The following is a 12,616-nucleotide window of genomic DNA, read 5'->3' on the forward strand; positions in this document are numbered from 1 at the left end:
GTCAAACCGTGGTAACAGGAGATCAACATGACCAACGTTTTCGCTCGCTTCGTCAAGGATGAGTCCGGCGCCACCGCCATCGAATACGGCCTGATCGCCGCCCTCGTCGCCGTCGTCTGCATCGGCGCACTGACCACGCTCGGCACCAAGCTCAGCGCCATGTTCGCGACGGTTTCCGGCAAGCTCTGAGCTTTCTTTAAAGCCTACGAGACAAGGAGCGCTCCCGAATTATCTGGAGCGCTCCGCTCGTTTTAAAGCCGGGATATCGCGATGTCGTTTTCTCTGCTCGTCATGCTCGTCATTTTTCCGGCCGCAATGGCTTACGCGGCGGTGAGCGATCTCCTGTCGATGACCATTTCGAACCGCATCACGATGGTTCTCATCGCGACGTTTGCATTGTGCTCGGTTTTGCTCGGGCTAAGCTGGGATGCGATCGGCTGGCATCTCGCTGCCGGCGGGACCGTCCTCGTGGTGTGCTTCGGCATGTTCGCCGCGGGCTGGATCGGCGGCGGCGACGCGAAGCTGGCTGCGGCCACCGCTCTCTGGTTCGGTTTCGGGGAGCTGACGTCCTATCTCGCGATCGCCGGCATGGCCGGCGGGTTGCTGACCCTGGCGATCCTTTTGTATCGCGGTCAGCCGCTGCCAGCACTGATCGGACAATGGGATTGGGCTCGCCGCCTGCATTCGCCGAACGAAGGCGTGCCTTACGGCATCGCGCTCGCTTTCTCCGCTTTGGTCATACTGCCCCAGACCGACATCTGGCGCGTGGCAATCGGTGTCTAACGCTGGCGAAACGGCTCTCGTCATTACAACTTATAACTGCCTGTTAACCATAAGTTGACGTTTCCCCGCGACGATCCGGTTCGAGGGCCAGTCCTGACTGGCCAAGGATCGGACATCGATGAGTCCCGCACGCATCATCATCCTGGTTGTCGCGCTGGCCGCAGGCCTCGGCGCAGCGTTTCTCGTTCAGCGGCCGTCCGAGGGGCCGGCTCCCGCGGCCAAGGTTGAGGCGGCACCGACCGTGCCGGTGCTCGTCGCGGCGACCGACATCCCCGTCGGCAATACGGTGACGCCCAACGACATCCGCTGGATCGACTGGCCGCTGGCCAGCGTCCCGAGCGGCATCGTCCGCAAGGACGAGGCGCCCGAAGCCGAAAAGGAACTGACGGGCCAGGTCGCGCGCTACGCGATCCTCGCCGCAGAGCCGATCCGCCGCGAGAAACTGATCAAGACGGACGGAACGGGTTTTCTCTCCGCTGTGCTGCCGTCGGGAATGCGTGGTGTCGCCATCACCACCGACAGCCGGGGCGCAACCACCGCCGGCGGCTTCATCCTGCCCAATGACCGGGTCGACGTCATCAGCACGGTCCGCGAGGACGCGTCCGGCGGCGGACACGGTGAAAGCTACGCCAGCATGACGCTGCTGCGGAACATCCGCGTTCTCGCGATCGGCCAGAACGTGCAGGAGCGCAACGGCGAAAAAGTCGTCGTCGGCGAAACCGCGACGCTCGAGGTCGAGCCGGCGCAAGTCGAAGCCCTCGTCCAAGGCCAGAAGAGCGGGATGCTGTCGCTGGCCCTGCGCAGTCTCAAGGATTCGCAGGAAACGAGCGCTCCAGCCGCCCGCGAGGACAACGCCATGACGCTGGTCCGCTACGGCGTCACCACCAAGAACGTGAAGCCATGAGAAGATCGACCGCCCTTCTCGCGACTGCTGCCGTCCTGTCGCTGTTGGGCGTCGGCGCCAGCGCCCAGACCGCCGGTCCGGCGCCGGTGCTGAACGTCGGCACGAGCGACTACGCGATCTCGCGTAAGCTCGATCTGTCCATCGGCCGGTCGCTGGTCGTCGAACTCCCGCGAGACGCCAAGGAAGTCTTCGTCGCCAATCCGAAGGTCGCCAATGCCGTCGTCCGGACGGCCCGGAAACTTTTCATCATTGGCATCGCAGACGGCGCGACCTCAATGTTCGTGATGGATGGCGATGGCCGGCAGATCACGGCTCTCGAAATCAATGTCGGGCGCGATCTCAATGTCCTTCGCCAGACGCTGCGCACCGCGCTGCCGAACTCGCAAATCGAGATCAAGCCGGCGGGCGATTCCATCCTGCTGCTCGGCAATGTGCCGAATGCCTCGGAGGCGACGCAGGCCGTTGACATCGCCGCCGCCTTCGTCGGCGGCGCGGGGGGAGTATTCAGTTCCGGGAAAGGTGCGGTCATTAATTCGCTGACCATCCGCGATCGCGACCAGGTCATGGTCAAGGTCGTGATCTCGGAGGTGCAGCGCAAGGCGATCAAGCAGCTCGGCATCAACTCGACCGGCGAGTGGAAGCTCGGCAAGTTTTCGCTCACGCCTTCGATCGACAATCCGCTGCCGTTGCAGCCGCAGGCGCTGTCCAGCACTGCGATCACTGCCGGCCTGGGCAACGCGCAGAATTTCACGCTGCGCGCGCTGGAGCGCGCCGGCCTCGCGCGCGTGCTCGCCGAGCCGACGGTGACCGCAATCTCAGGCGAGACGGCGAAATTCACGGCCGGCGGCGAAGTGCCGGTACCGAAAGGCCAGACCTGCTCCTTTGACACTTTCGGCCGGCAGACCTGCCAGGTGCAGCTTGAATACAAGCCGATCGGCGTGACTCTGAATTTCACGCCGATCGTGTTGTCCGATACGAAGATCAGCATCCGGATCGCCACCGAAGTCACCGAGCTCGATTTCGAGAACCAGTTCCGCATCAGCGATTCCACGCAGGCGGGCCTCAACGCTCCGGCCTTCCGCACGCGAAAGTCGGATACGACCGTCGAATTGCCTTCCGGCGGAACGCTGGCGACGGCCGGCCTGATCCAGCGGGTATCGAAGACGTCGTTGAACGGGCTGCCGGGGCTGATGAACCTGCCGATCATCGGCACCCTGTTCCGCTCGCGCGACTATCAGCGCGAGGAGACGGAGCTGATGATCACGGTGACGCCCTACATCGCCAAGCCGATGGCGCCGACGCAGGTCCAGCGGCCCGATGACGGCTTCGTCGAATCGCACGACCCGCAGGCGATCCTGCTCGGGCGCCTCAACAAGATCTATGGCAGCGGCGGCGGCGGCGTTCCCCAGGCCTATAAGGGCCGGGTGGGTTTCATCGCCGACTGATGCAAAGAACGGATACAGCGATGAAGACGGCACGAGCCCGATCGCATTCCCCTTTCTCCTTGCGCGTCGCCCTCGCGATGACGGCCGTCGGGCTGCTCGCGGCCGGCTGCGCCAGCAAGGGGCCCGAGCCCGTCGCTTCGGCGCCGATCGACCTGCGCGAGCGTCATCCTATCGTGCTGCGCGACGCACCGCGCTCGCTCGATGTCTTTATCGGCCGCTCCGGCAGCTCGCTCGATCCGCGTCAACGAGACGATGTCGTCAGCTTCGCGCAGGAGTTCCGGCGCAGCGGCAAGGGCGGCCTGGTCGCCGAAGTGCCCACCGGCGCCCGCCGGGAACTGGCGACGCATGACGCCCTCACGGGCATTCGTGCAGCGCTTGCGCGGGGCGGCGTCTCGCCGGCGGTGCTTTCCGTCAGAACCTATCCCGTGCAGGACCCCCTTCTGGCCTCGCCGATCCGGCTGACCTTTGCCTCGCTTCAGGCTCAACTCCCGCATGAATGCGGTCAATGGCCGCAGGATCTCGGCACTTCGGACTTCAAGTTTTCGGCCTCGAACGAACAATACTGGAATTTCGGCTGTTCGAGCCAGGCGACGCTGGCGGCACAGGTCGCCGACCCGATCGATCTCGTCCGCCCCCGCGACGAAGGCCGGCCGGACATCGTCAAGCGCATGAACGCAATCGCCAAGATCCGTCAGGGTCAGGATCCCTCGACGCAGTACCGCTCGCAGACGCCGCAGATCAGCACGACGGTCGGAGGCGGCTCATGAGCATGGACGGCGATATGACTTCCGGTACAGGCCGGGGCGGTGAGGACCTCATCGCTCCGCTGCCGCGCATCACCCTGCAGGCGTTCTGCGAGACTCCGGCTGTCGCCGCCGCGATGCAGGCAGCGGTGGCCGACCGGCGCATGGACAAAGCCCATGCGCGTGTACAGATGGGCGGGCCGGCGGCAGCCGTGGAAGCGTTCCGTACGGCCCCGACGCCAAACATCATCGTGCTCGAGACCGTGTCCGATGCAGGAACGCTGATCGGCCATCTCGATTCGCTGTCGGATAGTTGCGACCCCGGCACGAAGGTGGTCGTCGTCGGCCACGTCAACGACGTCCAGCTCTATCGGGACCTGATCAAGCGCGGCGTGAGCGAGTATCTGATCGCGCCGCTCGAGACGATCGATGTCCTGCGCACGCTGTCCGAACTCTACACCACACCGGAAGCCCGCAATCTCGGCCGTGTGATCGCTGTCACGGGTGCCAAGGGCGGCGTCGGCGCCTCCACGATCGCGCACAACCTCGCCTGGACCATCGCGCGCAATCTCGATGCCTCCACGGTGATCGTCGATCTCGACGTTGCGTTCGGCACGGCGGGGCTGAACTTCAACCAGGACCCGCCGCAGGGCATCGCCGAGGCCTTGTTCGCGCCGGAGAGGCTGGATTCCAACCTGCTCGATCGCCTGCTCTCCCGCTGCAGCGACAATCTGGCCTTGCTGGCCGCGCCGGCCGTGCTGGACCGAACCGTCGACCTGAACGAGGACGCGCTCGACCAGCTGCTCGACCTCCTGCGAGCCAGCGTACCCTGCATCGTGCTCGACGTGCCCCATCAGTGGACGGCGATGATCCGGCGCACCCTGCTCAATGCCGACGAGTTCGTCGTGGTGGCGGAGCCCGAACTCGCCTCGCTGCGCAACGCCAAGAACCTGCTCGATCTTGCACGGGCCGCGCGTGCGAACGACAGCGGCGCGCGCCTTGTGCTGAACCAGGTCGGCATGCCAAAGCGCCCCGAGATCGCCGCGGCGGAATTTGCCAAGACCCTCGGCGTCGAAGTCGCGAGCTCGATCCCGTTCGACGCCCAGCTTTTCGGGACTGCGGCGAATAACGGCCAGATGATCGCGGAGGTCCAGGCCGGCAGCAAAGCCAACGAGGCTTTCACAGCCATCGCTACCCTGCTGACCGGGCGCGGCGAGGCCAAGCGCAGCAAGCGCAGCCTGTTCGAGCCATTGGTCTCCAAACTGAAGCGTCGCAAGGCGTCATGACCGACCGCATGCGCCCGGGCACCCCCGACCGCGCGGCCAAGCCGCAGCGCAAGCCGCTTCGCGCCGGAGAACCCTGAGATGTTCGGCAAGCGATCAGCCGGCGCAGCCCCGGCCGCGAATCCGCAACCGAGAAAGATCGCCCCGCCTGCCGCCGCCCCGCGCCAGCCGGCAGCGACGATGGTCATCGAGGATCGCAAGGCCGCCCCGGAGTCGAGCCGCTCCGAAGACTACTACCAGATGAAGAGCATGATCTTCGGGGCGCTGATCGAGGCTATCGATCTGTCGCAGCTCGCGAAGCTCGACGCGGAATCCGCGCGCGAGGAAATCCGCGACATCATCAACGAGATCATCTCGCTGAAGAACGTCGTGCTCTCGATCGCCGAGCAGGAAGAACTGCTCGAGGACATCTGCAACGACGTGCTGGGCTATGGGCCGCTGGAGCCCCTGCTGGCGCGCGACGACATCGCCGACATCATGGTCAACGGCGCCAACCGCACCTTCATCGAAACCGGCGGCAAGATCACGCTGACCAACATCCGCTTCCGCGACAACGCGCAGCTGATGAACATCTGCCAGCGCATCGTCAGCCAGGTCGGCCGGCGTGTCGACGAAAGCTCGCCGATCTGCGACGCGCGCCTTGCCGACGGCTCGCGTGTCAACGTGATCGCCCCGCCGCTTTCGATCGACGGGCCGACCCTGACGATCCGAAAGTTTCGAAAAGACAAGCTCACCCTCGACCAGCTGATGAGGTTCGGCGCGATCTCGCCAGCGGGCGCCGAGCTGCTGAAGATCATCGGCCGCGTCCGCTGCAACATCGTCATCTCAGGCGGCACCGGATCCGGCAAGACGACGCTGCTGAACTGCCTCACAAACTACATCGATGAGGACGAGCGCGTCATCACCTGCGAGGACGCGGCCGAATTGCAGCTGCAACAGCCGCATGTCGTGCGCCTGGAGACCCGGCCGCCCAATCTGGAAGGCACCGGCGCGGTGACGATGCGCGACCTCGTCAAAAACTGCCTGCGCATGCGTCCCGAGCGGATCATCGTCGGCGAGGTGCGCGGACCAGAAGCCTTCGACCTGCTGCAGGCGATGAACACCGGCCATGACGGCTCGATGGGCACGCTGCACGCCAACTCGCCGCGCGAGTGCCTGAGCCGTATCGAATCGATGATCACGATGGGCGGCTTCTCGCTGCCGCCGAAGACGCTGCGCGAGATGGTGTGCTCCTCCATCGACATCATCATCCAGGCACAGCGCCTGCGCGACGGCTCCCGCCGGATCACCCACATCACCGAGGTGATGGGCATGGAGGGCGACGTCATCATCACCCAGGACCTGATGACCTACGAGATCGTCGGAGAGGATGCCAACGGCAAGCTGATCGGCCGGCACCGCTCGACCGGCATCGGTCGCCCGCGCTTCTGGGAGCGGGCGCGTTACTACAACGAGGATAAGCGGCTCGCAGCCGCCCTCGACGAGCTCGAGCAGAGCGGTGAGACCGATGCCTAGCGACGCGAGGCCGGCATGAGCATGACTACATTGGCGGTCGCGATCCTGGCGATGCTCGCTGTCGGCGGCATTGCCTATGCCCTGCTGTATCCCTCCCTTAGCGGCGAAAAACGGGCCGAGAAGCGGCGCAAGGACTTCGCCAGCCCAACGGCGGCGCGCGGCGTCGACCGGGAGGAACAGGCGAGGACCAAGCGTGGCCAGATCGCCCAGAGCCTCAAGGAAATCGAGAAGCGCGAGAACGATCGCAGCAAGCTCTCACTCGAAGCGCGCATCGCGCAGGCCGGTCTGCGCTGGACCAGACGAACCTATTATTTCGTTTCCGCAGGCACGGCCGTCGGCACGGCCCTGCTGCTCCTGATCCTCAGCGGTAGCCCGATCCTCGCGGGGGTAGGGTTGTTCATCGGCGCGTTCGGCCTGCCTGCCTGGTTCCTGAAGCGCTGCAAGCTGAAGCGGCTCAAGAAATTCGGCGTCGAGTTTCCCAACGCGCTCGACGTCATTGTCCGTGGCATCAAATCGGGCCTGCCCGTCAACGATTGCCTGCGCATCATTGCGAGCGAGGCCAACGAGCCGGTCAAGGGCGAGTTCCGGCAAATCATCGAGGGGCAGGCGCTAGGCCTGCCGCTTTCGGAAGCGGTCGTGAAACTCAACGAGCGCATGCCCTGCGCCGAAGCGAACTTCTTTGGCATCGTCATCGCCATCCAGCAGAAAACCGGCGGCAACCTCTCGGAAACGCTGGGTAACCTGTCCCGTGTGCTCCGCGAGCGGCGCAAGATGCGCGACAAGATTCAAGCCGTTTCGATGGAGGCCAAGGCGTCGGCCGGCATCATCGGCGCGCTACCGCCCGTGGTCGGGCTTCTCGTCTACCTGACGACGCCGAAATACATCGAGATCCTTTGGCTCACGCAGGCGGGCCAGTTTGGTCTGATCGGCAGCGGCCTGTGGATGCTCATCGGCGTGCTGGTGATGCGCAAGATGATCAACTTCGACATTTGAGGACGCTATGATCTCCCTCGTCGTCGAAAAGGTCACCAATCCGCAGTTCATGCTGGCGCTGCTGGCAGCCGTCGCAGCGATCGCGACCGTGCTGACCATCGCCATCCCCCTGACAGAGGGGCAAAGCCTGCAAAAGCGCATGAAAAGCGTGGCGACGGAGCGCGACAAAATCCGGGCCCGCGAACGCGAGCGCCTCAGCCGCCAGAACGACAGGGTCAGCCTGCGGCAAGAGCCGAAGGCCTATATGCGCCGCGTTGTCGAGCGCTTCAAACTAGGCGACTGGCTCGGCACCGAAAGCGCGAAGCGGCAGCTCGCCATGGCCGGCTATCGCGGGCCCCAATCGGAGGTGACGTTTCTGTTCTTTCGTTTGGCGGCGCCCGTCGGCCTGTTCCTCTTCGCCGTGTTCTACGTCTTCGTGCTGAACGATTTCGGTCTGTCGCTCCAGATCCGGTGCGGGATCGCCATCGGCGCAGCCTATCTCGGCATCAAGGCCCCGGAAATCTTCCTCTCGAACCAGATCGGTAAGCGGCAGGCCTCGATGCGTCAGGCCTTTCCGGATGCGCTCGATCTGCTGCTGATCTGCGTCGAGGCCGGGATGTCGATCGAGCATGCCTTCCGCAAGGTGTCCAGCGAGATCGGCGGCCAGTCGGTGGCGCTGGCGGAGGAGTTGGCGCTCTGCACGGCCGAACTCTCCTTTCTGACCGATCGACGCATTGCCTATGAAAACCTGACGCTGCGCACGGGTCTGGAGAGCGTTAAATCGGTTTCGACAGCTCTGATCCAGGCCGAACGCTACGGCACGCCGATCGGCACAGCGCTGCGCACGCTCTCGCAGGAGAGCCGCGACCAGCGCATGAACCTGGCCGAGAAGAAGGCGGCCGCGCTGCCGCCGAAGCTGACCGTTCCGATGATCCTGTTCTTTTTGCCGGTACTTTTCGTGATCATCCTGACGCCGGCGCTGGTGCAGGTCTTCCATTGGCAATAGCTGCCGCCGGCAGTGTTTCTGCCGGACACGACGAAACCGCGATCAGCGCGAATTTAAACCGTTAGACGGGCTTGAAGGCGCCCGGATCTGCTGAATCGGTTCCGATCAAAGGCGCACGGACTTAAATGGGTCGGGACTCGTTCGGCCGTGGCCGCCGATGCGCCCGAATCCCGTCACGGCCGGAGAAAGCCGTCAGCCCTGATCGGCGTTGACGAGGGGTTGGCTACGCGCAACTGGCGGCCTGGCCGCGGCCGGGCGCTCGCCTGGCTTGGCACCTTTCAGCATGTCCCAGCTATTGGGCTGGCTCACGCTGCGCTTGAGATATGCGATGGTCGCGGCGGCTTCGGCCGGGCTCTGGTCCTGGCGGGCGACCTGCTCGGCATCAGTAAAGCGGCCTTGTAGGCCGAGCACCAGCACCAGGTTCTGGCGTACGCGCGCATCGGCACCGGGCGCCGCGACGGCTTCGCGAAGCACGCGCTCGGCCTCCGGCAGGTGACGGGACAATGCCAGCGACAGGCCGAGATTGGACATCACGGTCGGCTCGTTGGGCACGAGTTTGAGCGCAGCCTGATAGATCTGCTGGGCGCGATCATGTTCGCCGAGCTGGTCCGCGACAGTGCCCTGCGCCGAGAGGACGCGCCAATCGGGACGTTCCGGCGTGTGGGCGCGGGAAAGAACCTCGTCGGCCTCTCGCAGGCGGCCGACATCGGCCAGCGAACGGCCATAGGCGCCGAGCAATTCACGATCGTCCTGGTGGGCCAGCACAGCGCCTTGAAGCACCGCGACGGCCTGGGCATGCTGATCCAGCGCTCGAAGGGCGCGGGCATAGTAGAAGGCCGCGTCGCGATCCTTCCCATCGGCATCGTAGCGCTTGCCCCATTTTTCCCGCTCGGCCTGCCAATCGGCCGGCGCGACCGCCTGCGTCTTCTGGCTGCGCGAGATCGAACCGGTGACGTCGCCCAGGCTACCGCGGCTCTGGCAGCCCGCCAGCGCGACGGCACCGATGCCGATCGCCGCCACGAGGATGGTGCGCGGGATGCTTGCGAAGCGAGGAGCGGGGATCGAGGACACCCGGGCCGACAGCATGAAAGCCGGGGATTTGTGAGCCGAAAGCATGGGCCGGTCGCCTCGCAAACTGCGATATCCGAGGAGCATCGTCTGGTGCCGATGGTGATAAAACGTTAACCCTAACGGATCCTTAACCGGCGCCGGAGGCGCCCCCGCGCTTCCAGGCCATGACCGTGCACCCTCTTCTCTCGGCCTCCACCGACGCCATTCCGATCCATGTCGTTTCGCCCGCCAAATGGCCGGAGCTGTGTCGCAGTCTGCCCCCGGCGCAGGCTGTCTTCGCCGAGGCGCAGGACTTCGCAGGACGCGGAAACCAGCATTGCCTGCTGCCCGACGCCACAGGCACCCTCTCTGCGGTCCTCCTCGGGATCGGCGGGTCCGGCAGGCGACGCGACCCCTTCGTCGCCGCCCGGCTGGCTGCGCAATTGCCGGAAGGCCACTACCGCCTGGCCGGCGAGATCAGCGATCCGGACCTGGCCGTGCTTGGCTGGCTGCTTCAGGGCTATCGTTTCGACAGATACCGTGTCGCTACGCCGCCGCAGGCAAGATTGTCGCCGCCCGATGGTGTCGATGGAATGGAGATTTCTCGTATCGCCAGCTCCGTCGCTCTGGCACGCGACCTGATCAATACCCCGGCCAACGATATGGGCCCGGACGAGATCGAAGCCGCGATCCGCACCCTGGCCGAGGAAACCAGCGCCGAGGTCGTCAGCATCGTCGGAGACGCGCTGCTCGACCGGAACTTTCCGATGATCCATGCGGTCGGGCGTGCGTCGCCGCGTGCACCGCGCCTCATCGACCTGCGCTGGGGCAACCCGGCGCATCCCAAGCTCACCCTCGTCGGCAAGGGCGTGGCCTTCGACACCGGCGGGCTCGACATCAAGCCACCGGCGTCGATGCTCCTGATGAAGAAGGATATGGGCGGCGCGGCGGCGGCGATCGCGGCGGCGCGGATGATCATGCTGGCGAAGCTGCCTGTGCGGCTGCGGCTGCTCGTGCCCGCGGTCGAGAATGCGATCTCGGGCTCTGCCTTCCGTCCAGGCGACGTGCTGGCGAGCCGGAAAGGCATCAGCGTCGAGATCGGCAATACGGATGCCGAAGGCCGCCTCATCCTGGCGGACGCCCTGGCGCTGGCGGACGAGGAAGCGCCGGAGCTGCTGATCGATTTCGCGACCTTGACCGGCGCCGCACGCACGGCGCTCGGGCCCGAACTGCCGCCTTTCTATACACATGACGAAGGCCTGGCCGCCGAGATCGCTCGCATCGGCATGGCCGTGAACGACCCGGTCTGGCGCCTGCCGCTCTGGGCTCCCTATGAAACCATGCTCGATTCGAAGATCGCGCAGGTGAACCATGTCTCGGGCGGTGCCATGGCGGGCTCGGTGACGGCCGCGCTGTTCCTGAACCGTTTCGTCGAACGCACCCTGTCCTATGCCCATTTCGACATCTATGGCTGGAATGCCTCATCCAGGCCCGGCCGGCCGGAGGGTGGCGAGTGCCAGGGAGCGCGGCTGATCTATGCGTTGGCCCGGCAGCTTTACCCCGCCGGTTAAGGCTGCCGGTCGAAGGCGATTGCGCCTGAGCCGAGGCAGGCTAATGATACGGGTCCGTAACGATCAGGACACGTCATCTTTATGCCGTTGGAGATCAGGCCGTCGCATGCCCTGAAATTGTGGCGGCAGGTGCATCTCGACCTTGTTCGCGACGGGCAGGCGGATCTTTCGGCGCGCCAGACCGCGATCCTGCTCACGGTGTATCTGGAACTGCCTCCGCATACGGTGCGTGGGCTGGCGCAGCAACTCGGCGTCACCAAACCCGTCATCACCCGCGCGCTGGACACGCTTGGCAAGCTCGGCCTCCTCACTCGCAAACGCGACGAGGCTGACCGGCGCAACGTGGTGATCCAGCGCACGGTCGCAGGCGCCCTTGCGGTCGAGCGCCTGGCCGATCTCGTGACCGAGCGGGCTCGGGAGATCGGCGGCAGCTGAGGCCTCCCACCGGACGAGACGAAGCGCTATTCTGCGGCCATGACAGCGATTCTCGACCGACGCCTCAATGCCTTCCGAAGCGATCTCGCCGCCAGCCATCTGCGCGGGCAGATCGAAGCTGCGCGCTTCGCCGAGCCCGTCGCGATGCGCGTCGTCGCGCCCGCAGCGCCCCTGCGCCGTGTACCACGGCCGGATGCCGCGCTCGACACCGAGGCGCTGCAAGGTGAACTCGTGCAGGTCTATGAACGCCTTGAAGGCTGGGCCTGGGCACAGCTTTCCGCCGACGGCTATGTCGGCTACCTGCCGGACGACGCCTTGCGGGCGGAGGTTCCCGCGCCGAGCCATCGCGTGGGCGCGTTGCGGACCTTCATCTACCCCGGGCCGTCGATCAAGCTCCCGCCGATCGCGGCGCTTTCGCTCGGCGCCGGCGTTGCCGTCGTGGCGGAACGCGGAGATTTTGTCCTGCTGGCCGATGGCGGCCATGTCTTCGCCCGCCATCTCGCGCCGCTCGACCAGCCTGAGCTGGATTTCGTCGCGGTGGCCGAGCGTTTTCTCGGTGTGCCCTATTTATGGGGCGGCAAGACCAGCCTCGGGCTGGACTGCTCGGGCCTGGTGCAGCTCGCTCTTGCGGCAGCCGGTATTCCCGCGCCCCGCGATTCCGACCAGCTCGAGGGTTCGGTGGGTACATCGGTCGCGCATGACGAGAGCCTTGCCGGTCTGACGCGCGGCGACGTCGTGTTCTGGAAGGGCCATGTCGGCATCCTGACCGATGCCAAGACACTGCTGCACGCCAATGGTCATACGATGGACGTGCATCGCGAACCGCTGGCGGAGGCGCGTGATCGAATCCGGGACAGGAGCTTCGGCGCCATCACCCAGATCCGGCGCTTGAGCTGACAGCGAGGTAGC

13 protein-coding genes are annotated in these 12,616 nt (G+C 65.4%); 12 read left to right on the forward strand and 1 reads right to left on the reverse strand.

Annotation, left to right across the window (positions count from 1 at the left end):
* Positions 1-27: 27 nt before the first annotated feature.
* The 9 genes from AC1DR6_RS16600 to AC1DR6_RS16640 all read left to right on the forward strand — a co-directional run bounded on the left by AC1DR6_RS16600 (position 28) and on the right by AC1DR6_RS16640 (position 8,651).
* Positions 28-189: a Flp family type IVb pilin gene (locus AC1DR6_RS16600; RefSeq protein WP_476830349.1), complete on the forward strand. Its 162-nt coding sequence runs from the start codon at positions 28-30 to the stop codon at positions 187-189.
* A gap of 81 nt (positions 190-270) precedes the next feature.
* Positions 271-783 carry an A24 family peptidase gene (locus AC1DR6_RS16605; RefSeq protein WP_476830350.1) on the forward strand — a complete coding sequence of 171 codons (513 nt, stop codon included), beginning with the start codon at positions 271-273 and terminating at the stop codon, positions 781-783.
* Between the two features lie 118 nt (positions 784-901).
* Positions 902-1,687 (forward strand): Flp pilus assembly protein CpaB, encoded by a 786-nt coding sequence (cpaB, locus tag AC1DR6_RS16610; RefSeq protein ID WP_476830351.1) that lies wholly within the window; start codon positions 902-904, stop codon positions 1,685-1,687.
* Positions 1,684-3,132, forward strand: a complete 1,449-nt coding sequence (locus AC1DR6_RS16615) for a type II and III secretion system protein family protein (RefSeq protein WP_476830352.1) — start codon at positions 1,684-1,686, stop codon at positions 3,130-3,132. The genes cpaB and AC1DR6_RS16615 overlap by 4 nt, the downstream gene beginning before the upstream one ends.
* Before the next feature lie 20 nt (positions 3,133-3,152).
* Complete coding sequence (locus AC1DR6_RS16620; protein ID WP_476830353.1) at positions 3,153-3,899, forward strand: CpaD family pilus assembly protein; 747 nt, start codon at positions 3,153-3,155, stop codon at positions 3,897-3,899.
* Positions 3,896-5,161 carry a CpaE/TadZ family protein gene (locus AC1DR6_RS16625; protein WP_476830354.1) on the forward strand — a complete coding sequence of 422 codons (1,266 nt, stop codon included), beginning with the start codon at positions 3,896-3,898 and terminating at the stop codon, positions 5,159-5,161. Before AC1DR6_RS16620 ends, AC1DR6_RS16625 begins: the two co-directional genes overlap by 4 nt.
* 78 nt (positions 5,162-5,239) lie before the next feature.
* Positions 5,240-6,673, forward strand: a complete 1,434-nt coding sequence (locus tag AC1DR6_RS16630; protein WP_476830355.1) for a CpaF family protein — start codon at positions 5,240-5,242, stop codon at positions 6,671-6,673.
* Positions 6,674-6,688: 15 nt separating this feature from the next.
* Entirely contained in the window at positions 6,689-7,666 is a 978-nt protein-coding gene (locus AC1DR6_RS16635; RefSeq protein ID WP_476830356.1) for a type II secretion system F family protein, read from the forward strand.
* A gap of 7 nt (positions 7,667-7,673) precedes the next feature.
* Positions 7,674-8,651, forward strand: a complete 978-nt coding sequence (locus tag AC1DR6_RS16640) for a type II secretion system F family protein (RefSeq protein ID WP_476830357.1) — start codon at positions 7,674-7,676, stop codon at positions 8,649-8,651.
* 192 nt (positions 8,652-8,843) lie between these two features.
* Here the strand turns inward: AC1DR6_RS16640 and AC1DR6_RS16645 are convergent, their stop codons facing one another.
* On the reverse strand, positions 8,844-9,767 hold the full coding sequence (locus AC1DR6_RS16645) for a tetratricopeptide repeat protein (protein WP_476830358.1): 924 nt from the start codon (positions 9,765-9,767) through the stop codon (positions 8,844-8,846).
* Positions 9,768-9,886: 119 nt separating this feature from the next.
* Between AC1DR6_RS16645 and AC1DR6_RS16650 the strand changes: the two genes are divergently transcribed.
* From AC1DR6_RS16650 to AC1DR6_RS16660, 3 genes are all read left to right on the forward strand, one after another.
* Positions 9,887-11,272, forward strand: a complete 1,386-nt coding sequence (locus AC1DR6_RS16650) for a leucyl aminopeptidase family protein (RefSeq protein WP_476830359.1) — start codon at positions 9,887-9,889, stop codon at positions 11,270-11,272.
* An 81-nt stretch (positions 11,273-11,353) separates the two neighbouring features.
* The gene (locus tag AC1DR6_RS16655) at positions 11,354-11,707 is read left to right on the forward strand and encodes a MarR family transcriptional regulator (protein WP_476830360.1); all 354 of its coding nucleotides are present in this window, start codon (positions 11,354-11,356) and stop codon (positions 11,705-11,707) included.
* Between the two features lie 39 nt (positions 11,708-11,746).
* Complete coding sequence (locus AC1DR6_RS16660; protein WP_476830361.1) at positions 11,747-12,604, forward strand: C40 family peptidase; 858 nt, start codon at positions 11,747-11,749, stop codon at positions 12,602-12,604.
* Positions 12,605-12,616 lie beyond the last annotated feature (12 nt).

This window comes from Allobosea sp. P5_A5 (assembly GCF_056400625.1).